Source organism: Pseudomonas sp. F2 (genome assembly GCF_057174385.1).
Map to the genome: position 1 here is coordinate 4870623 of NZ_CM169904.1, position 20717 is coordinate 4891339.

Below are 20717 nucleotides of genomic sequence, written 5' to 3' on the forward strand. Positions count from 1 at the left end.
ACATTTTAACGCCCTGGAACCTCCTTCGATGGTTGCTCACCTGATTGAATTTGCCACTAACCACTACATTCTTGTCGGTATCTTCGTCGTACTGCTGGCTCTGCTGCTGGCGCACACGATGCAGGGCGGCGGTAAAAGCCTGAGCACTGGCGAGCTGACCGCATTGGTCAACAAGGACGCAGGCGTGGTGGTGGACATCCGTCCGGCGAAAGATTACGCCGCCGGTCATATCGTTGGCGCGATCAACATTCCTCAAGACAAGCTGGCTGCGCGTGCCGGTGAGCTGGAAAAGCACAAGGCCAAGACCATCATTCTGGTGGACGCCCTGGGCCAGACCGCTGGTACCCACGCTCGCGAGCTGATGAAATCCGGCTTCACCGCCGCCAAGCTGTCCGGCGGGATCTCCAGCTGGAAAGGCGACAACCTGCCGTTGGTGAAGTGATATGAGCGAAGTCATCGTCTACTCCAGCGATTACTGCCCTTATTGCATGCGAGCCAAGCAATTGCTCGCGAACAAAGGTGTGGCCTTCGAAGAGATCAAGGTCGATGGCAAGCCGCAGATTCGTGCTGCCATGAGCCAGAAGGCCGGACGCACCTCCGTGCCGCAGATCTGGATCGGCGACAAGCACATCGGCGGTTGTGATGATTTGTATGCCCTGGAGCGCGCCGGCAAGCTCGACGCGCTGCTCAAGGCCTGAACGGCTGCACCCACGTACAGCAATCCCTAAAAGACCCAAGATCAGAAAGGATCTGAGATGACTGACCAACAGAACACTGCAGCCAGCGAAGAAGAAACCGCACCGCAATTCTCCTTGCAGCGCATCTACGTACGCGATCTGTCCTTCGAAGCCCCGAAAAGCCCGGCGATCTTCCGCCAGCAGTGGGACCCGACCGTCGGTCTGGACCTGAATACCCGTCAGAAAGAACTGGAAGGCGATTTCTACGAAGTCGTGCTGACCCTGTCCGTGACCGTGAAAAACGGCGACGAAGTGGCCTTCATCGCTGAAGTGCAGCAGGCCGGTATCTTCCTGATCAAGAACCTGGACGCGGCTTCGATGAGCCACACCCTGGGTGCGTTCTGCCCGAACATCCTGTTCCCGTATGCTCGCGAAACCCTGGACAGCCTGGTGACCCGCGGTTCGTTCCCGGCCCTGATGCTGGCGCCAGTGAACTTCGACGCCCTGTACGCGCAAGAGCTGCAGCGCATGCAGGCTGCGGGCGAGACGCCGACCGTTCAATAAGCGGTTTGAGCGACAACGAAAAAAGCGCCGTAACGGGCGCTTTTTTCTTGGGTTGGAATACAGACTTCATGACTTCATGTAGGAGCTGCCGCAGGCTGCGATCTTTTGATCTTGATCTTCAAAAACAGGATCAAAAGATCGCAGCCTTCGGCAGCTCCTACAGGATCGGGTGGTTATTTGAAGTCGTTCTGCCGCCACGCTTCGTACACGGCCACCGCCACGGTGTTGGACAGGTTCAGGCTGCGGCAGCCTTCACGCATCGGCAGGCGCAGGCGCTGCTCGGCGGGCAGGGCGTCGAGCACCTCCGGCGGCAGGCCACGGCTTTCCGGGCCGAAGATGAACGCATCGCCCGGGACGAACGCGGCGTCGTGAAACGGCCGCGAGCCCTTGGTGGTGAAAGCGAACAACCGTGGGTTGCCGAGGCTTTCCAGGCAACTGGCGAGGTCGGCGTGGCGCTGCAACGTGGCATATTCGTGGTAGTCGAGACCGGCCCGGCGCAAGCGTTTGTCGTCCATCTCGAAACCCAGCGGTTCGATCAAATGCAGGTGGCAGCCACTGTTGGCGCACAGCCTGATAACGTTGCCGGTGTTCGGCGGAATTTCTGGTTGAAAAAGGATGACGTGAAACATGCACGGCTCCGAAGGTAAAGATGACGCGCATTCTACGCCGCCAGCCGACCCGCGTTCGAAACTATTCCCGCGGGTGATCGGTTCGCTGGCGATTTTCGGCTTGATGGTCGGCTTGATGATCGGTCGCCTGACCACGCCGGACCCGAGCGTGCTGCAGCAGGTCGACGTGACCGCTGACGGCCTGGTGGTGTGGTTCAACAATGAGCCGAAGCTGCACGGCGAGATCATCGACGGTACCGTGGCTTTGTTGTTTCAGGCTGAAGGCCGCGCGCAGAAGGGCCAGCTCAAGCTCAATGGCAAGGATGTGAACTGGCGTACGCGAGCGAGTGACGGTGGGCTGATGTTGACAGTGCTGGCGGCGCGGCCGCTGCAAGGGGAATGGGCCGGGAGCAAGGTCGATGACCGCTGGCGGCTGGAGATCCATCTCCAGGAGCAATAAAAGCGGGAATCCCCGGCCTGCCTGTACCGGGGTTCCCAAAACGGGGTGGACTTCGCTGAGAGCGTCGGTCCGGTATAAAGAGGGAACCCCCGGCCTGCCTGTACCAAGGATCCCAAAAGGGTGGGTTCGCCGCGTTGCGGTTTGAACCCGGTGTAAAGAGGGGAATCCCCAGCCTGCCTGTACCAAGGCCCCCGAAACGGGTGGTGAATCGAATCACCTGTGAGGGATATTGCAGGCGGCGTGCCAGTTTTAGTATTTCGAAACAGAAAAAAGCTTCAGATGCGCGAAAGCCCCCGTAAATCGGGGCTTTGATGCTTCTGCGTGGCTGGAGCTTTGAACCTGGTTGGTGTTTTTTTGATCAGTGAGTTATGCCCAATTGCGGTTCGCCGTGCCTTGTGGCGGTGCACACAAAAAAAAGATCGCAGCCTTCGACATCTCCTGCAGGGCTATACATTCTCTGCAGGAGCTGCCGAAGGCTGCGATCTTTTTGCGGACGATTAGAGGAGGGGCTTAGCCCTCATCCCCCTCATCATCTTCCCCGCCATCCACTTTCATTCCCAATTCCTTGATCTTGCGCGTCAGGGTATTACGCCCCCAGCCGAGCAATACCGCCGCATCACGCCGGCGTCCGGCCGTGTGCTTCAGCGCGGTCTCGATCATGATCCGTTCGAAAGCCGGCACTGCGCTGTCGAGCAGGCTCGACTGGCCACGGGCCAAGGCTTGATCGGCCCACTGACGCAGCGCCTGCTCCCAGTTGGTCACCGGTGCCGAATCCTGCGGCAGGCTCAGCAGTTCCGGTGGCAGGTCACTGATGTGCACTTCGCGACCGGAGGCCATCACGGTGATCCAGCGGCAGGTGTTCTCCAGCTGCCGCACGTTGCCCGGCCATGGCAGGTTCTTCAGGTATTCCTCGGTCTCGCTTTTCAGCAGCTTCGGTTCCACCGCCAGTTCTTGCGCGGCGCGGCTGAGGAAGTGTTTGGCCAGGGTCGGGATGTCTTCGCGACGGTCCGACAGGCGCGGAATGTGGATGCGGATCACGTTGAGGCGGTGGAACAAGTCCTCACGGAATTTACCGGCGTGCACCAGGGTTTCCAGGTTCTGGTGGGTCGCGGCAATGATCCGCACATCGACCTTGACCGGCACATGCCCGCCAACGCGATAGAACTCGCCATCGGCCAGCACCCGCAGCAAACGGGTCTGGGTATCGGCTGGCATGTCGCCGATTTCATCAAGGAACAGCGTGCCGCCGTCCGCCTGTTCGAAACGCCCGCGACGCAGGTTGGCCGCGCCGGTGAACGCGCCTTTCTCGTGGCCGAACAGCTCGGACTCCATCAGGTCCTTGGGGATCGCCGCCATGTTCAGCGCTATGAACGGCGAGGCCGCGCGCGGGCTGTGGCGGTGCAGGGCGTGGGCCACCAGTTCTTTACCGGTGCCGGACTCGCCGTTGATCAACACCGTGATGTTGGAGTGGCTCAAGCGGCCGATGGCGCGAAACACTTCCTGCATCGCCGGTGCTTCACCGATGATTTCCGGGGTGCGGGTCAGCGCGGGTACCACTTCCAGGCCTTGCTGTTCCTGCGCATGCTGATTGGCGCGCTTGACCAGCGACACCGCCTCGTCAACGTCGAACGGCTTGGGCAGGTACTCGAACGCGCCGCCCTGATAGGAGGCGACGGCGCTGTCCAGGTCGGAGTGAGCGGTCATGATGATGACCGGCAACCGTGGGTGCTGTTCGCGGATGCGCGCCAGCAGATCGAGGCCACTGGCGCCCGGCATGCGGATGTCGGAAATGATCACATCAGGCTGCTGACGGGCCAGACGACTCATCACGCCATCGGCGCTGTCGAAGCTCTGCGTGGTCATGCCTTCCTGCTGCAAGGCTTTTTCCAGAACCCAACGGATAGAACGGTCGTCATCGACGATCCACACGGTTTCACTACGGCTCATGTCGATGTGGCTCCTTGTTCCAGTGGCAGAAAGATCGAGAACGTGGTGTGGCCGGGGTGGCTGTCACACTCGATCAGGCCCTGGTGCTGGCTGATGATGTTCTGGGTGATGGCCAGGCCCAGCCCGGTACCGTCCGGGCGGCCGCTGACCATGGGAAAGAAGATGGTTTCCTGAAGTTCCGCCGGGATCCCCGGGCCGTTGTCGATGATTTCGATCTTGGTTACCAGGCGATGGCGGACGTGGCCGATGGTGAACTGGCGCATGGTCCGGGTGCGCAGGCTGATGCGCCCCAGGCGCAGCTCGTTCTGGCTGCTGATTGCCTGCATCGCGTTGCGCACGATGTTCAGCACGGCCTGAATCATTTGCTCGCGGTCGATCAATACGTCGGGAATGCTCGGGTCGTAGTCGCGCACCAAGGTGATGCAGCCCTGGCTTTCCGCCTCGACCAGTTGGCAGACGCGTTCGAGCACTTCGTGGACGTTGCACAGCGCCAGCGATGGCAGCTTGTTCGAGCCGAGCATGCGGTCGACCAGATTACGCAGGCGGTCGGCCTCTTCAATGATCACGTTGGTGTAGTCGCGCAGGCTGTCTTCCGGCAACTCGCGGGCCAGCAATTGCGCGGCGCCACGGATGCCGCCGAGCGGATTCTTGATCTCATGGGCCAGACCGCGCACCAGCATTTTGCTGGTTTCCTGCTTGGACAACTGCGCCTCTTCCTTGGTGATCCGCAGCAGGCGGTCACGCGGGTGCACTTCCAGCAAGAGCATGGTTGCGCCGTTGCTGAGGATCGGCGTCACCGCGTAGTCCACGGTCAGGGTCTGGCCGGTGAGGGCGGTGAGCATCGCTTCGCGCTTGGTGAACGGGTGCGCCTGTTCGACTGCCTGACGCAGCGAGTTGAGCGCCTCGGTGGACTCGGTGAACAACTCGCTGATGAACTGCCCATGGCTGCGCTGGCCGCTGATGGCGAGCAGCATCTCGGCCGCCGGGTTCATGTACTCAAGGCGCAATTCGGCGTCGAGCAGGATGGTAGCGGTGGTCAGGTTGTCGAGCAGCAAACGGTGGATTGCGTCGCTAATAGTCATCGGAGCCTCTTTTGGGGGCGGAGCGTGCGCAAGAAGCAGGCGTCGTTAAACGGAAAATGCAAAAACCAAACCAAGGCTCCGAAAAGAAGCGTTCGTCCCCTGAAACAGGCGTTTGACGCTCGTTTGCGTGGCGCCAATGTGCTCAGGGCGGGAAGTTTCGAACCAAATTGGGTTGAAATGTGAGTACGGTGCAGTCTTATGCACCAATATAGTGCGCAAAGCTGAACAGCGTTAGAAGAAGCGCAGGAAGGGATTTTTTTCTTCAGCGGGTTTGTCTTTCAATGGGCATTCCGGGCGTACGCCGTAGTCCTCGCTGACGCAGGGTTTGACTTGGCGTTTTTGTGCCAGCGAGATGCGCAGCATGTGGAACGGCTGGTTGGCGGTGCGTTCGACGGTGCGGCCCTGGTCATCGAGGATTTCCACTGACAGGTTATGGCTGCCGCGATCAATGTTGCTCAGCGGGAAAACAGGAGTCAGGCCCGGCTCGCCAGTGGCTTGTCCGTCCAGCAGCAGGCGATAGCGGTGACCCTGCTGTAGACCCGGTTCGCTGGTGACGCTGACGATCACCTCGCCCGCGCTGCTGCGAAGGGTCGCGTCCGGCTCGGGGATGAGGATGCGCAGCATGTCGTAGTGAAACAGCGGTTGTTCCGGGGATTTTTTTGCGGCGTTGATCGGCGCAGCGACCGTGGGGTTGGCCGACATGCGGTTGCTGGTTGCGATGGGAACGCGCTTGGCATTGCCGCGCGGCTGATCGGTGTAGACGCGATTACCCTGCGCATCGACGTAGGTGAAGACCTCCGCCGAAACGGGCAGGGCGAACAGACACAGGATCAGCCAGAAAATCCTCATGGCTTGTGCACCCGCTGCACGGTGAACACCACCGTTGGGCTCTGCTGGATGATCGCTTCGCCGTCGATCACCTGCACCGCGAGACGATGCTCGCCACGATCAACATTCACCAGTTGCAGGATGGGCACGTTGCTCGGCTGGCCGTAAGGCGCGTCGTCCAGCACCAGCCTCAATTGGTGCGGCGCCTGCAGGCGCGGCTTGATCAGCACATTGACAGTGAAGGTGCCGTTGTTGGCGCGCAGCGCCTCTTCGCTGGGCAGGCCGGTCAGCTCCAGCACCTCGTAGGCACTGCGTGCCGCGGGGCGTGTGTCGGTGCTTGAAGGCGCTGGCGCGCTCGGTGCCTGTGGCTCGACGCTGTTAAGTGGCGGCAACTCAAGCGGTTGTGCTTTGACGCCGTCCGGCGAGTGATCGCTGTAGACCGTGTTGCCGTTGGCGTCGGTGTACTTGTAGATCTGCGCGGCGGCGGGCAAGGCGATCAGCAGCAGAATGTAGAGAAAGGTGCGACCCATGAAATCGACCGGGAAAGAAAGCGATGGGGTGCAGCATAGGCCAGGGTGCGGCGGTTGGCCCAGCCCGGGATATATCCGGAGATCATTCAGACGCCAAAATCCCCTTTGGGAGCGAGCCTGCTCGCGAAGGCGGTCGCCATCCCCGTCAATGACCCACCGTATTCGCGAGCAGGCTCGCTCCCACCGGGGATTTGTGTAGCTTCATAAATCGTGGGCAATAAAAAGGCCTCCCGAAGGAGGCCTCTTTTGTCACGCTGCGTAGCGCAGCGCTACCGGATCAGCAGCTGTAGTACAGCTCATATTCCAGTGGGTGTACGAAGGTACGGACCTTGATTTCTTCTTCGGATTTCAGCGCGATGTAAGCGTCGATGAAGTCGTCGGAGAATACGCCGCCCTTGGTCAGGAACGCACGGCCCTTGTCCAGCTCTTCCAGGGCTTCTTTCAGGCTGCCGCAAACCTGTGGGATCTCTTTCGCCTCTTCAGGCGGCAGGTCGTACAGGTTTTTGTCAGCGGCATCGCCAGGGTGGATCTTGTTCTGGATACCGTCCAGACCGGCCATCAGCAGTGCTGCGAAAGCCAGGTACGGGTTGGCAGCCGGATCCGGGAAGCGAGCTTCGATACGACGGCCGCGTGGGCTGTTGACGTAAGGAATACGGATCGAGGCGGAGCGGTTGCGAGCCGAGTAGGCCAGCATCACCGGCGCTTCGAAACCTGGCACCAGACGCTTGTAGGAGTTGGTGGCCGGGTTGGTGAAGCCGTTCAGGGCCTTACCGTGCTTGATGATACCGCCGATGAAGTACAGGGCGGTTTCGGACAGGCCGGCATAGCCTTCGCCAGCGAAGGTGTTCTTGCCGTCTTTGGCGATGGACATGTGTACGTGCATGCCCGAGCCGTTGTCGCCGTACAGTGGCTTCGGCATGAAGGTCGCAGTGCGGCCGTAAGCGTCGGCAACGTTGTGGACAACGTATTTCAGGGTCTGAACTTCGTCAGCTTTTTTCACCAGGGTGTTGAACTTGACACCGATTTCGTTCTGACCGGCAGTCGCCACTTCGTGGTGGTGAACTTCAACGGTCTGGCCCATCTCTTCCAGTGCGTTGCACATGGCAGTACGGATTTCGTGGTCGTGGTCGAACGGCGGAACCGGGAAGTAGCCGCCTTTGATGCCAGGACGGTGGCCTTTGTTGCCGCCTTCGATGTCCTGGTCGGACATCCACGAACCTTGCTCGGAGTAGATCTTGAACATCGAGCCGGAGATGTCGGATTTGAACTTCACTTCGTCGAAGATGAAGAATTCTGGTTCTGGACCGGCGAAGACGGTGTCACCGATACCGGTGGTCTTCAGGTATTCCTCGGCGCGGTGCGCGATGGCGCGCGGGTCGCGATCGTAACCTTGCATGGTCGAAGGTTCGATGATGTCGCAAACCAGGATCAGGGTCGCGTCTTCGGTGAACGGGTCGAGAACGGCAGTGTCGTCGTCCGGCAGCAGGATCATGTCGGAGGCTTCGATGCCTTTCCAGCCAGCGATGGAGGAACCGTCGAACATCTTGCCGACTTCGAAGAAGTCGTCTTCCAGCGCATCGCGAGCCGGCATGGTCACGTGGTGCTGAGTGCCTTTGGTGTCCGTGAAGCGCAGATCAATCCACTTGACGTCATGATCTTTGATGAGTTGAACCGACTTCGACATAGTGTCCTCCGGGTGGCTTAGGGCTTGGTAGTGGATGCCCTTAATTTGGGTGATGCCGGCGCAGATACTCTGCCAAGGCAACCTGCCTCACAAGGGAGCAAATTGCATGCCAGTGCCCCAGCATGGGTTTTTTGCCCCAATTTCACGCTTTCGAAGCAAGAAAGCGCCATAAAGGCGAATTTATCGCCCCTTAATGTAGCGCTTCAAATCAGAAATGACCCGTTTTGGTGCAAGTGAAACCTTCTGCATATTAACTGGTTAAACCTTGAGCAATTTCCGCTATAATCCGCGCCCCCCTTTTTCGGCTGGCCCTGCGCGCGCTGTTTTCATGAAACTAATCGTAAAAGTCTTCCCCGAGATCACCATCAAAAGCCGCCCTGTCCGGATGCGTTTCATCCGCCAGCTGGCCAAGAACATCCGCGCCGTGCTCCGCGATCTGGACCCGGCCGTGGTGGTGAACGGTGTGTGGGACAATCTCGAGCTGGAAACCCGCGTGACCGACCCCAAAGCCTTGAAAGAGATGGGCGAGCGCCTCACTTGTACTCCTGGTGTCGCGCACTTTCTGCAGATCGACGAATACCCGCTGGGCGACTTCGACGACATCACCGAGAAGTGCAAACAGCACTACGGCGATGTGCTGGCCGGGAAGATTTTTTCGGTGCGCTGCAAACGTGCAGGCAAGCATCCGTTCAGCTCGATGGACGTCGAAAAATACGTCGGCAGCAAGCTGCGTCGCGAATGCGGGGCGGCCGGAATCGACCTCAAAGACCCGGAAATCGAAGTTCGCATCGAAGTTCGCGACCAACGGTTGTTTGTCATCCACAGCCAGCACAACGGTATTGGCGGTTACCCGCTCGGCGCCCTGGAGCAGACGCTGGTATTGATGTCCGGCGGCTTTGACTCGACGGTTGCCGCGTACCAGATCATGCGCCGCGGCCTGATGGCACATTTCTGCTTCTTCAATCTGGGCGGGCGTGCCCACGAACTGGGCGTGATGGAAGTCGCGCATTTCATCTGGAAGAAGTACGGCAGCTCGCAACGCGTGCTATTTGTCAGTGTTCCGTTCGAAGAAGTGTTGGGTGAAATTCTCGGCAAAGTCGATAACAGTCATATGGGCGTCGTATTGAAGCGTATGATGTTGCGCGCATCGTCGGCCATTGCCGACCGGCTGCACATCGACGCGCTGGTCACCGGCGAAGCGATTTCCCAGGTATCGAGCCAGACGCTGCCGAACCTGTCGGTGATCGACTGCGTGACCGACAAGCTGGTCCTGCGCCCACTGATCGTTGCGCACAAGCAGGACATCATCGACACGGCCAACGAGATCGGCACCGCCGATTTCGCCCGGCACATGCCGGAGTACTGCGGGGTCATCTCGGTCAATCCGAAGACCGCCGCCAAGCGCCACCGTGTTGAGCACGAAGAGAAAGAATTCGACATGGCGGTCCTCGAGCGTGCGCTCGAAAACGCCAAACTGGTGCCGATCGATCGAGTGATCGACGAATTGGGCCAGGACTTGCAGATCGAAGAAGTCGGCGAAGCGCTGGCCGGTCAGATCGTCATCGACATCCGTCACCCGGATGCGGCCGAGGATGACCCGCTGGAACTCGCCGGCATAGAAGTACAGACGATGCCGTTCTACGCAGTGAACGCTCGTTTCAAGGAGCTGGATCCGACTCGCCAGTACCTGCTGTATTGCGACAAAGGCGTGATGAGTCGCCTGCATGCTCACCATTTGCTCAGTGAGGGGCATGCCAATGTGCGCGTTTATCGACCGAGCTAAGTGCCCGGGGCTGTTTGCCTGTGGCCTGCGTCACCGGCCCCCCGACACCGCCGTCAAGCTGTAACGGCCATGCCGGACACTACTGTTAATCGCTGCCAAGACTTGTCAGCAAACCGAATCCTCTGATCGAGATACACAAGTGATCGAAAATCTACGTAACATCGCCATCATTGCCCACGTTGACCATGGTAAGACCACCCTGGTAGACAAACTCCTGCGTCAATCCGGCACTCTGGAGCGCAACGAGCTCAACGACGAGCGCGTGATGGACTCCAACGACCAGGAAAAAGAGCGCGGTATTACCATCCTGGCGAAAAACACCGCCATCAACTGGAACGGCTACCACATCAACATCGTGGACACCCCGGGCCACGCCGACTTCGGCGGCGAAGTAGAACGCGTAATGTCGATGGTTGACTCCGTTCTGCTGCTGGTTGACGCTCAAGACGGCCCTATGCCGCAAACCCGTTTCGTGACCAAGAAGGCCTTCGAAGCCGGCCTGCGTCCAATCGTGGTGATCAACAAGGTTGACCGTCCAGGCGCGCGTCCGGACTGGGTTCTGGACCAGATCTTCGACCTGTTCGACAACCTCGGTGCGACCGAAGAACAACTGGACTTCCAGGTTGTTTACGCTTCGGCCCTGAACGGCATCGCCGGTCTGGACCACACCGCCATGGGCGAAGACATGACTGCGCTGTACCAGGCAGTGGTCGACCACGTTCCGCCTCCGGCCGTTGACCGTGACGGTCCGTTCCAGATGCAGATCTCCGCTCTGGACTACAACAGCTTCCTGGGTGTTATCGGTGTTGGCCGTATCGCTCGTGGTCGCGTCAAGCCAAACACTCCGGTTGTCGCAATCAGCGCCGACGGCAAGCGCCGCAACGGTCGTATCCTGAAGCTGATGGGTCACCACGGTCTGCACCGCATTGACGTTGAAGAAGCAGCAGCCGGCGACATCGTCTGCATCAGCGGCTTCGACGAGCTGTTCATCTCCGACACCCTGTGCGACATCAACACCGTCGAGGCGATGAAGCCGCTGACCGTTGACGAGCCAACCGTTTCCATGACCTTCCAGGTAAACGACTCGCCATTCTGCGGTAAAGAAGGCAAGTTCGTGACCTCCCGTAACATCAAGGACCGTCTGGACAAAGAGCTGCTGTACAACGTTGCACTGCGCGTTGAAGAAGGCGACTCGGCTGACAAGTTCAAGGTTTCCGGCCGTGGTGAGCTGCACCTCTCGGTACTGATCGAAACCATGCGTCGCGAAGGCTTCGAGCTGGCCCTGGGCCGTCCTGAAGTGATCATCCGTGAAGTTGACGGCGTGAAGCAGGAACCGTTCGAAAACGTCACCATCGACATCCCTGAAGAATCCCAGGGCAAGGTCATGGAAGAGATGGGTCTGCGTAAAGGCGACCTGAGCAACATGGTGCCGGATGGCAAGGGCCGTGTTCGTCTGGAATACAACATCCCTGCTCGCGGTCTGATCGGTTTCCGTAACCAGTTCCTGACCCTGACCAACGGTGCTGGCATCCTGACCTCGATCTTCGACCGTTACGCGCCAGTGAAGTCGGGCCACATGTCCGGCCGTCAGAACGGCGTACTGGTTTCGGTTGAAACCGGCAAGGCACTGACCTACTCGCTGGAAACCCTGCAGGCTCGCGGCAAGCTGTTCGTAGAACACGGCCAGGAGATCTACAACGGTCAGATCGTTGGTCAGAACAGCCGCGACAACGACCTGGGTGTGAACCCTACCAAAGGCAAGAAGCTCGACAACATGCGTGCTTCGGGTAAAGACGAAACCATCGCTCTGGTACCACCTGTTCGCTTCACTCTGGAACAGGCTCTGGAATACATCCAGGAAGACGAGCTGTGCGAAGTCACTCCTAAGTCCATCCGTCTTCGCAAGAAGATCCTGGACGAAAGCGAGCGTACCCGCGCTGCCAAGAAAGCCAAGGCGTAATTCAGCCCGAGCTTGAAAAAAACGCCCCCGGTCGCGAGACCGGGGGCGTTTTTGTTTGTCCGGGATTTGTGCGGTGTTTGTGCTGGCCTCAATCGCTGGCAGCCAGCTCCCACAGGGTTTTGCGTCGCACATGAATCTTGTGTACGACAACAATCAATGTGGGAGCTGGCTTGCCAGCGATGGCGACCGGACAGGCGCCGAAAAATTCAGGAAAGGTCAGAACTTCTCGATCGACCGCGAATTCTGCACCCGCTCGACTTCTTTCGGCTTGTACGCGCAATACCCCGGCCGCGGGCCGATTTTCGGGTGGTTGCGGCAAGTGTCCGGGCGCTTGTCATAAATGGTGCACAGGCGGCTTTTACGATCCAGGTAGTAGCAATCGTTGTTGCTCATGCGCTGCAGGGTGAAGATCCCCGATTTCTGGTTGAAGCGCTCGACCAGCCCTTCCTTTTGCAGGCGCTTGGCGATGTTCTTCGGCGGATCGCCCAGCTCGAACTCGTCGACCACGCCGATGCGTACCAGGTCCTTGATCTTGACCTCGACCGGCAGGGTGCAGCAGCTGGAGACACAAGAGCCGCACATCGGGGCCGAATATTTGGCCCACGTATCGAGACGGTCGATCTCGGCGGCGGCAATCAGGTTGGGCTTCATCATCGGGGTTACCAGGCGTGTATGCATCAGGGCGCGCGATCATACCGGGACTGGTGGATTTTTGAACAACCTTTCGCCAGATTTTTGCAAACGCCGTGTAAATGCCATTCAGTCCGGCACGGCCCCTGCATTCATTAGCCCACTCGCCAAGGTAATGCCGGGCGATCTCACCGACTTCGGAAAAACTGCCGAACCTGCGCCTCTACCGTCGGTCAGACCGTCTAGGCTCAGACAATTCCCCGCTCGCTCGAGGTCCTATCGATGACTCAAGAACCACTAGTTCGCGAAGCAGAGGTGGCCGCATTCCGCGATGCCGTCCTGACCAAGCTCACCTATGCGGTGGGCAAAGACCCGGATCACGCCTTTGACCATGACTGGTTCGAAGCCATTGCCCTGGCGGCACGCGACCACATGGTCGAACACTGGATGGACCACACCCGGCAGATCTACCGCAAAGGCCAGAAGCGGGTGTATTACCTCTCGCTGGAATTTCTCATCGGCCGTTTGCTCTACGACAGCCTGAGCAACCTCGGCCTGCTGGACGTCGCCCGTGAAGCGCTGACCGAACTGGGTGTCGATCTGGAACGCATTCGTCTGCTGGAACCCGATGCGGCGCTCGGCAACGGTGGTCTCGGGCGTCTGGCGGCGTGCTTCATGGAAAGCATGTCGACCCTCGGCATTGCCGGGCACGGTTACGGCATTCGTTATGAACACGGGTTGTTCCGCCAGGCCATCGTCGATGGCTGGCAGCAGGAGCAGACCGAGCACTGGCTGGATTTCGGCAACCCGTGGGAGTTTGAGCGTCCGGAAGTGGTGTACACCATTGGCTTCGGTGGCAGCGTCGAAACAGTCACCGATGCCAGTGGCAAGACCAAACAGGTCTGGTCGCCGGCAGAAACCGTGCGGGCGATTGCCTACGACACGCCGGTGGTCGGCTGGCGTGGGGCGAGCGTCAACACTCTGCGCCTGTGGCGTGCACGCGCCATGGAAGATCTGCACCTGGAGCGTTTCAACGCCGGTGATCACCTGGGCGCGGTGGCTGAGGTAGCTCGCGCGGAAAGTATTTCCCGGGTGCTTTACCCGGCAGACAGCACTGAGGCCGGGCAGGAATTGCGCCTGCGTCAGGAATATTTCTTCGTCGCGGCTTCGCTGCAGGATTTGCTGCGTCGCCATCGCAACATGCACACCTCGGTGCTGACCCTGGGCGACCACGCAGCGATTCAGCTCAACGACACCCACCCCTCGATTGCCGTCGCCGAACTGATGCGGCAACTGGTCGACGTCTACGACGTGGCCTGGGATGCGGCGTGGCAAGTCACCGTCGACACGCTGTCGTACACCAACCACACGCTGTTGCCCGAGGCGCTGGAAACCTGGCCGGTCGGTTTGATGGAGCGCATGCTGCCGCGGCACATGCAGATCATTTATCTGATCAATGCGCAGCACATCGACTCGCTGCGCGCCAAGGGCATTCATGATTTCGACGTGCTGCGCGCGGTGTCGCTGATCGAAGAAGACAACGGTCGCCGGGTGCGCATGGGTAACCTCGCGTTCCTCGGTTCGCACAGCGTCAACGGGGTGTCCGGGCTGCACACGCAGTTGATGCGCAAGACCGTGTTCGCCGAGTTGCACAAGCTCTACCCGGAGCGGATCAACAACAAAACCAACGGCATCACCTTCCGCCGCTGGTTGTTCCAGGCCAACTCCGAACTGACCTCGATGCTGGTCGATGCACTCGGCCCGCAGGTGCTGGATAACCCGGAAGAGCGCTTGTTCGATCTGGAGCCGTTCGCCGAGAAAACCACGTTCCGCAAAGCCTTCGCCGAGCAGCGCCTGCACAGCAAGAAAGCATTGGCCTATCTGATTCACGAGCGGTTGGGGATCGCGGTCAATCCGGCGGCGATGTTCGACGTGCAGGTCAAACGGATCCACGAATACAAGCGCCAGTTGCTCAACCTGATGCACACGGTGGCGCTGTATCAGGCGATTCGTGCCGAGCCGGAAGTGGACTGGGTACCGCGGGTGAAGATCTTCGCCGGTAAAGCGGCGGCGAGTTATCACCAGGCCAAACTGATCATCAAGCTGACCAACGACATCGCCCGTGTAGTGAACAACGACCCGACCGTGCGTGGTTTGCTGAAGGTGGTGTTCCTGCCCAACTACAACGTCAGCCTCGCCGAGAGCATCATTCCGGCGGCGGATTTGTCCGAGCAGATTTCCACGGCCGGGTTCGAAGCGTCGGGCACCAGTAACATGAAGTTCGGTCTCAACGGCGCACTGACCATCGGCACCCTCGACGGTGCCAACGTGGAAATGTGCGAGCGCATCGGCGCCGAGCACATGTTCATCTTCGGCCTCAGTGCGCAGCAGGTTGAAGCGCGCAAACAGAACCACGAGTTCAGCGCCGCGCCGGACATCGCCGCGTCGCATCGTTTGAGCGACGTGCTGCAAGCGATCCGCAGTGGCGTGTTCTCGCCGGATGACACGTCGCGCTATACCGGACTGATTGATTCGCTGGTGGACTACGACCGCTTCCTGGTCTGCGCCGACTTCGATTCCTACTGGGAAGCGCAAAAACGCGTCGACGCGCACTGGCACGACGCCAATAACTGGTGGCGTTCGGCAGTGCTCAACACGGCGCGGATGGGCTGGTTTTCCTCTGACCGGACCATTCGTGAGTACGCCACGGATATCTGGAAGGCACTGGAGTAACTTTTCGCTGGGCTCGATATAATCGGCGCGCCGGAAAAGATCGCAGCCTTCGGCAGCTCCTACACAGGTGTTCACATAACCCTGTAGGAGCTGCCGAAGGCTGCGATCTTTTTGGATCAGGCTGCGCTAATCTTCCCGGATTGGCCTTTGCGCTTAGGGATATCGACCATGCAATGGATGTTCATGTTGATCGGGCTGCTGCTCGGCTGGCTGCTTGATGAGTCGTTCAGCGCCGCGCTATTGGGGGCGCTGCTCGGGCTGGCGATCGGGCAAACGCTGCGCCTTGCCCGGCTTGGCTCGCAGGCCACCGAACAGCAGCGCCAACTGGAGCAGGCCAAAGTCGCCTTGCAGGCTGTCGAGCAGCGTCTGTTCCTGCTTGAAGGTGCCGGCGTGCGTACTACGCCGCCGAGCATGGCGCCGACTCCGGACGCTGCCGTCGACCCCGTCATCGTTGCCGAACAAGCATCCGCCGCCACCCCTGAGCTGGTCTGGGAACTGCCGCCGGAACTCGAACCTATCTCTGCCGTTGCCAGCGAAACCAGCCAGCCGCTGCCGGCCGATGTCTGGCGTCTGGACGCCGTCACCGACGAGCCCGCAGTCCCCACACAACCTGCCGAACCCCGTGGCCCGAACCTGATCGAGCGCGGCATCCGTGCTGCGCGCAACTGGCTGTTCGGCGGCAACACGGTGTTGCGGGTCGGCGTGGTACTGCTGTTTTTCGGTCTGGCGTTCCTGCTGCGCTATGCCACCGAAGGCATGGTGGTGCCGATCGAATTGCGTTATGCCGGCGTCGCGGCGGCGGCGTTGGCCCTGCTGGCGCTGGGTTGGTGGTTGCGTCGGCGCAACAGCAGCTATGCGCTGATACTGCAGGGCACCGGGATCGCGGTGCTGTACCTGACGGTGTTTGCGGCGATGCGTCTGCATCCGTTGCTCGATCCGTCCGCCGCGCTGGGGTTGCTGGTGGCGGTCACGGTGTTCTCGGCGATTCTCGCCATCACTCAGGATGCGCTGGGGCTGGCGGCGGCTGCAGCATTGGGCGGTTTCGCCGCGCCGATACTGACCTCGACCGGCGCCGGCAACCATGTGGCGCTGTTCAGCTATTTTGCGCTGCTCAATGCCGGCATCCTTGCCATCGCCTGGTTCAAGGCCTGGCGCCTGCTCAACCTGATCGGATTCGTAGGCACGTTCGGCATCGGCTTCGCCTGGGGGCTGCGTTCGTATGCGCCCGAGTTGCTGTGGAGCACCGAACCGTTCCTGATTCTGTTCTTCCTGATGTACCTGGCCATCGGCCTGCTGTTTGCCCGCCGCAAGTTGCTCGACATGCCCGATGCGCCGGCAGACGGCGATCGTGAAGCACTGCTGCACTGGTCGGCGCGCAAGGGCGACTACGTCGACGGCACAATGCTGTTCGGCCCGCCGCTCGTGGGCTTCGGTCTGCAGTTTGCGTTGGTGCAGCACCTGGAGTTCGCCGCTGCGTTCAGCGCACTCGCACTGGGCGTGATCTACATGGGTCTGGCCCGGGTGTTGATGGGCGGCCGCGCCTTGTTGCTGGGTGAAACCTGTCTGGCGCTGGGGGTGATTTTCGCCAGTCTGGCGATCCCGCTAGGCCTCGATGCACGCTGGACCTCAGCGGCGTGGGCAGTGGAGGGCGCGGGGATTTTCTGGCTCGGCCTGCGTCAGCAGCGGCCGTTCGCCCGAGCGTTTGCCCTGTTGCTGCAACTGGGTTCGGCGCTGGCGTTCCTCAGTCAGCTGCGGGTCGGCGAAAGCAGCCTGCTCGACGGCGCACCGTTGGGCGCGTTGATGCTCGGCTTCGCGCTGCTGTTCAGTTTCTATCAATTGCGCAAAGCGGCGCCGGAACAGGCTTCGCCGTGGGAGCGCCAGGGTTTGCCGGTACTCGCGGCGCTGGGCCTGACCTTCCTGTATTTGCTGGCGCCGTTGTTTTTCTTTGTTCAGGCGACAGCGATCAGTTGGGCGTTGGCCGGACTGGTGACCTTGTTTGTCGGCCTGCGCCTGCAATCGCGTACGTTCCTGTTCACCGCGTTCGCCGTGCAGTTGTTCGGCGGTGCGCTGTTCCTGTTGCGTCTGCAAGGCGCGGGCGAGGATTCGGCGGCGGTGTTCAGCGCCGGGTGGAGCGGGTTGCTCAGCGCATCGCTGATCGGTCTGGTGTTGATCGCCGGCATGCTGCTGGCGGCACGGGACGAGATGGTGCGCGGCGATGTGCGGCTGCTGCGCGGCTTGTCGGTGGTGTTGCTGGCGGGGTTGGTGCTGATCAACCTGGCGGTGCTGTTCGTGCTGCCGTGGCAAACCGCGAGTGCGGTGTGGGCGGCCAGCGGCTTGCTGATCATCTGGCTGAGCCTGTACCTCAAGCAGCGCGTGAGTTTTGTTTTCGGCCTGTTGTTGCAGTTGATCGGTGGCGCGGCGTTCTTGTTGGCCGGCCCCGAGTTGCTCGGGCCGTTGTCCAGCGAAGGTCTGCGGCCGTTGGCCCATGGCGGCTTCTGGACGCCGCTGGTGTTGGGGCTGGCCGCGCTGGTCGGTGCCTGGCGTCTGCAACTGGGCAATCATGCCTCGGCGTTCGATGCGCTGGGTTTGCAACGCCTGTCCGAAGTGCTGCTGGTGTGGGGCACCGGTTGGTGGGCGTTGGCGTGGGTCAGTGAGGTGCTGCGTTTTGCGCCGTTGAATCTGCAGGCGTCGCTGTTGCTGCTGGTCGCTGCGCTGAGTGTGGCGTTGTGGACGCTGTTGGCGCTGCGCCTGAAATGGCCGGCGTTGGGCCTGCTCTGCACCTTGCTGATCCCGGCGGCGGGGCTGGTGCTGCTGGCGGCGTGGCATTCGCGTTATCACCCGGCGGCGAATGTCGGCTGGCTGGCGTGGGTGCTGGTGTTCGTCGTGCACTTCTTCAGCTTGCGACGCTTGGCGCCGATGTTGCCGGCACGGGCCTTGAGCACGGCGCATGTGCTGGGTTGCTGGCTGCTGATCGGCGTGCTGGCGCTGGAGATGCGCTACGGCTTGCTGCTGTTGTCCGAGCAATACAACGCCTGGCGCTGGCTCGGCTGGGCGATCCTGCCGAGCCTGTATCTGTTGCTGGCGGCGGCTCCACGCAACTGGCCTTGGCCGGTGGCCGCGTTCTCGCGCGAATATCGTTTGTATGCCGCTGCGCCGTTGGCAGTGCTGATGCTGGCGTGGTTCTGGCTGGCCAACGGCTTCAGCGACGGCAATGCCGAGCCGCTGCCGTACGTACCGCTGGTCAACCCGCTGGAATTGGGCCTGCTGTTTGCCCTGTTCGGGGTGTATGCGTGGTCGCGCCATGCGGTGACGCAGTTTGCCCTGCGCAAGGATTACGCCGAGTACGCCACGCAACTGGTCGCCGGGGTTTCGCTGTTCGCCTTTTGTACCGCGCTGGTGACCCGCGCCGCGCACCATTGGGCGGGGATCCCGTTCGAGCTGGATCTGCTGCTCGAATCGATGCTGGTGCAGGCCGGGTTGTCCATCGTCTGGACCCTGATGGCATTGGGTCTGATGATCGGCGGGCATTTGCGTCACCGGCGCGAAGTCTGGCTGATCGGCGCGGCGCTGATTGCGCTGGTGGTGGCCAAACTGATTTTTGTCGAATTGAGCAACCGTGGCGGATTGGCCCGGATCGTCTCGTTTATCGGCGTCGGCGTGTTGCTGCTGGTGGTGGGCTACTTTGCACCGCTGCCACCGAAACGCGTCGAAGCCGAGCCGGCGGCGGGCAAACCCGTGCCGGATACCGAAGGAGTTTCATCTTGAGTCGCATGCTGAATCTGGGGTGGTTGGCGCTGGGCGTAGTGATGGCTGCCGGCGCGCAGGAAAAACCGGCGGACTTCGCCACGCAGGTGCCGCTGACGGTGAGCGGCAACGGCCCGTGGTATCGCCTCGATCTGCCGCTGAGCGCGCAATTGCAGGCCCGTCAGACCGATCTCAGCGACCTGCGCGTGTTCAACGCTGCTGGCGAGCCGCAGGCCTACGCCCTGGCCCGGGAATCGGCGCAGACCCGCGACGACGGGCAGTTGCATGAAGTGAAGTGGTTTCCGTTGTACAACGCCGCCGACGCCAGCGAGCGCGCGCCGAACGTACGCGTGCAATCGACCACCACCGGCACGCTGGTGGAAGTGCAGCCGTCAACTCAGTTGGAGGCCGGTGAGGAAGTGCTGCGCGGCTGGCTGCTCGATGCCAGCGCGATCAAGGCGCCGCTGCAGCAGCTGATTCTCGACTGGACCAGCGAGCGCGACGGCTTCCAGCGCTTCAGCATCGAGGCCAGTGATGACCTGCAGCATTGGCAGGCGTGGGGCGAAGGGCAGGTGGCGCGCCTGACGTTTTCCGACGAGCGTATCGAACAGCATGAGGTGACGCTGCCGGGGCAATCGGCGCGCTATCTGCGTCTGCTGTGGGAGGCGTCCACCTCGGCACCCATCCTCACTGCGGTGCAATTGAAAAGCAGCGATCCACGCAACGTGCCGCTGCCGTTGGTCTGGTCGCAAGCGTTGACGGGCAGCAGCACTCAATCCGGCGAGTACACCTGGCAGTTGCCGATGGGGCTGAATGTCGAGCGGGTGCAGGTTGAGCTGAAACAACCGAACAGTCTGGCGCCGGTCACCCTCGCGGGTCGCCGCGAGAGCAGCCTGCCGTGGCAGCCCATGAGCAACGGTTTGCTGTATCGCCTGACCCAGAACGGTCAGGATGTGGTGCAGAACGAATTGCAGTTGTACGGGCAAACCGTGCAGCAATTGAAACTGAGCGTGGATGAGCGCGGCGGTGGCCTGGGCGAGCAGGCGCCGAGCCTGAAATACGCGGTGCGGGCGACGCAGGTGATTTTCCTCGCGCGCGGTGACGGACCGTACAGCCTGGCGCTGGGCAATCCGACGGTGAAAACCGCGAATCTGCCACTGAGCACGCTGATTCCGGATTTCAAACCGCAGAAGCTCGCGTCGCTCGGCAAGGCGACGGTGCAGGGCGATGTGGTCACCACGCCGACCGCCCCGGCCACCACAGCGGCGGTGGCTGAAACCAACTGGAAGAAAATCGGCTTGTGGGCGGTGTTGCTGGTGAGTGTGGTGTTCCTCGGGGTGATGGCGGCGAGTCTGTTGCGCAAGCCACCGACCCGTTCCTGAGAATGGCTGGCGCTGCGCGCCATTCGCTGGCAAGCCAGCTCCCACAGGTAATTTGGTGTACACAAAACAGGTGAACGGCCGAAGTCCTTGTGGGAGCTGGCTCGC

Annotated in this window: 16 protein-coding genes; 9 read left to right on the forward strand and 7 right to left on the reverse strand. The window is 60.9% G+C overall.

The genetic code is table 11. The features are described 5' to 3' along the window. Nucleotides 1–28: 28 nt before the first annotated feature. Genes AC193Q_RS21985 through secB form a run of 3 tightly spaced genes read left to right on the forward strand, consistent with a single transcriptional unit; the run spans nt 29 to nt 1241 of the window. The gene (locus tag AC193Q_RS21985; protein WP_041071418.1) at nt 29–442 is read left to right on the forward strand and encodes a rhodanese-like domain-containing protein; all 414 of its coding nucleotides are present in this window, start codon (nt 29–31) and stop codon (nt 440–442) included. A gap of 1 nt (nt 443) precedes the next feature. After that, nucleotides 444–698, forward strand: a complete 255-nt coding sequence (gene grxC, locus AC193Q_RS21990) for a glutaredoxin 3 (protein ID WP_041071421.1) — start codon at nt 444–446, stop codon at nt 696–698. 57 nt (nt 699–755) lie between these two features. Continuing rightward, entirely contained in the window at nt 756–1241 is a 486-nt protein-coding gene (secB, locus tag AC193Q_RS21995; protein ID WP_025110924.1) for a protein-export chaperone SecB, read from the forward strand. 173 nt (nt 1242–1414) lie between these two features. Here the strand turns inward: secB and AC193Q_RS22000 are convergent, their stop codons facing one another. Continuing rightward, complete coding sequence (locus AC193Q_RS22000) at nt 1415–1870, reverse strand: tRNA (cytidine(34)-2'-O)-methyltransferase (RefSeq protein WP_003220777.1); 456 nt, start codon at nt 1868–1870, stop codon at nt 1415–1417. Here AC193Q_RS22000 and AC193Q_RS22005 point away from each other — a divergent pair. Then, complete coding sequence (locus AC193Q_RS22005; RefSeq protein WP_483878779.1) at nt 1869–2309, forward strand: hypothetical protein; 441 nt, start codon at nt 1869–1871, stop codon at nt 2307–2309. The two genes, AC193Q_RS22000 and AC193Q_RS22005, sit on opposite strands and share 2 nt — an antisense overlap. A gap of 510 nt (nt 2310–2819) precedes the next feature. Here AC193Q_RS22005 and ntrC read toward each other — a convergent pair. The 5 genes from ntrC to glnA form a co-directional block, all read right to left on the reverse strand. After that, a complete protein-coding gene (gene ntrC, locus AC193Q_RS22010; RefSeq protein ID WP_131670908.1) occupies nt 2820–4256 on the reverse strand; it encodes a nitrogen regulation protein NR(I) in 1437 nt (478 codons plus the stop codon). Further along, nucleotides 4253–5338 (reverse strand): nitrogen regulation protein NR(II), encoded by a 1086-nt coding sequence (gene glnL, locus AC193Q_RS22015; protein WP_007961730.1) that lies wholly within the window; start codon nt 5336–5338, stop codon nt 4253–4255. The genes ntrC and glnL overlap by 4 nt, the downstream gene beginning before the upstream one ends. Before the next feature lie 231 nt (nt 5339–5569). Continuing rightward, a complete protein-coding gene (locus AC193Q_RS22020) occupies nt 5570–6187 on the reverse strand; it encodes a DUF4124 domain-containing protein (RefSeq protein WP_483878780.1) in 618 nt (205 codons plus the stop codon). Continuing rightward, on the reverse strand, nt 6184–6696 hold the full coding sequence (locus AC193Q_RS22025) for a DUF4124 domain-containing protein (RefSeq protein WP_095667774.1): 513 nt from the start codon (nt 6694–6696) through the stop codon (nt 6184–6186). The genes AC193Q_RS22020 and AC193Q_RS22025 overlap by 4 nt, the downstream gene beginning before the upstream one ends. A gap of 277 nt (nt 6697–6973) precedes the next feature. Further along, a complete protein-coding gene (gene glnA / locus AC193Q_RS22030; protein ID WP_003220788.1) occupies nt 6974–8380 on the reverse strand; it encodes a glutamate--ammonia ligase in 1407 nt (468 codons plus the stop codon). A gap of 328 nt (nt 8381–8708) precedes the next feature. Between glnA and thiI the strand changes: the two genes are divergently transcribed. Both thiI and typA read left to right on the forward strand, forming a co-directional pair. Further along, nucleotides 8709–10163 (forward strand): tRNA uracil 4-sulfurtransferase ThiI, encoded by a 1455-nt coding sequence (gene thiI, locus AC193Q_RS22035; protein WP_027611269.1) that lies wholly within the window; start codon nt 8709–8711, stop codon nt 10161–10163. Between the two features lie 139 nt (nt 10164–10302). Next, nucleotides 10303–12123 (forward strand): translational GTPase TypA, encoded by a 1821-nt coding sequence (gene typA / locus AC193Q_RS22040; protein ID WP_007961739.1) that lies wholly within the window; start codon nt 10303–10305, stop codon nt 12121–12123. 216 nt (nt 12124–12339) lie between these two features. On the opposite strand, the gene AC193Q_RS22045 is transcribed toward typA, so the two are convergent. Next, nucleotides 12340–12777: a YkgJ family cysteine cluster protein gene (locus tag AC193Q_RS22045; RefSeq protein ID WP_007961740.1), complete on the reverse strand. Its 438-nt coding sequence runs from the start codon at nt 12775–12777 to the stop codon at nt 12340–12342. A gap of 258 nt (nt 12778–13035) precedes the next feature. Here AC193Q_RS22045 and AC193Q_RS22050 point away from each other — a divergent pair, with 258 nt between their 5' ends. The 3 genes from AC193Q_RS22050 (at nt 13036) to AC193Q_RS22060 (ending at nt 20612) form a co-directional block, all read left to right on the forward strand. Then, nucleotides 13036–15486, forward strand: a complete 2451-nt coding sequence (locus AC193Q_RS22050) for a glycogen/starch/alpha-glucan phosphorylase (RefSeq protein WP_483878781.1) — start codon at nt 13036–13038, stop codon at nt 15484–15486. A 168-nt stretch (nt 15487–15654) separates the two neighbouring features. Next, on the forward strand, nt 15655–19251 hold the full coding sequence (locus tag AC193Q_RS22055; RefSeq protein ID WP_483878782.1) for a DUF2339 domain-containing protein: 3597 nt from the start codon (nt 15655–15657) through the stop codon (nt 19249–19251). After that, entirely contained in the window at nt 19248–20612 is a 1365-nt protein-coding gene (locus AC193Q_RS22060) for a DUF3999 domain-containing protein (protein ID WP_483878783.1), read from the forward strand. Before AC193Q_RS22055 ends, AC193Q_RS22060 begins: the two co-directional genes overlap by 4 nt. Nucleotides 20613–20717 lie beyond the last annotated feature (105 nt).

Coding starts and splice junctions, on each gene's coding strand:
- AC193Q_RS21985 (WP_041071418.1), top strand. CDS start 29: ATGGTTGCTCACCTGATTGAATTTGCCACTAACCACTACATTCTTGTC.
- grxC (WP_041071421.1), top strand. CDS start 444: ATGAGCGAAGTCATCGTCTACTCCAGCGATTACTGCCCTTATTGCATG.
- secB (WP_025110924.1), top strand. CDS start 756: ATGACTGACCAACAGAACACTGCAGCCAGCGAAGAAGAAACCGCACCG.
- AC193Q_RS22005 (WP_483878779.1), top strand. CDS start 1,869: ATGCACGGCTCCGAAGGTAAAGATGACGCGCATTCTACGCCGCCAGCC.
- AC193Q_RS22000 (WP_003220777.1), bottom strand. CDS start 1,870: ATGTTTCACGTCATCCTTTTTCAACCAGAAATTCCGCCGAACACCGGC.
- ntrC (WP_131670908.1), bottom strand. CDS start 4,256: ATGAGCCGTAGTGAAACCGTGTGGATCGTCGATGACGACCGTTCTATC.
- glnL (WP_007961730.1), bottom strand. CDS start 5,338: ATGACTATTAGCGACGCAATCCACCGTTTGCTGCTCGACAACCTGACC.
- AC193Q_RS22020 (WP_483878780.1), bottom strand. CDS start 6,187: ATGAGGATTTTCTGGCTGATCCTGTGTCTGTTCGCCCTGCCCGTTTCG.
- AC193Q_RS22025 (WP_095667774.1), bottom strand. CDS start 6,696: ATGGGTCGCACCTTTCTCTACATTCTGCTGCTGATCGCCTTGCCCGCC.
- glnA (WP_003220788.1), bottom strand. CDS start 8,380: ATGTCGAAGTCGGTTCAACTCATCAAAGATCATGACGTCAAGTGGATT.
- thiI (WP_027611269.1), top strand. CDS start 8,709: ATGAAACTAATCGTAAAAGTCTTCCCCGAGATCACCATCAAAAGCCGC.
- AC193Q_RS22045 (WP_007961740.1), bottom strand. CDS start 12,777: ATGATGAAGCCCAACCTGATTGCCGCCGCCGAGATCGACCGTCTCGAT.
- AC193Q_RS22050 (WP_483878781.1), top strand. CDS start 13,036: ATGACTCAAGAACCACTAGTTCGCGAAGCAGAGGTGGCCGCATTCCGC.
- AC193Q_RS22055 (WP_483878782.1), top strand. CDS start 15,655: ATGCAATGGATGTTCATGTTGATCGGGCTGCTGCTCGGCTGGCTGCTT.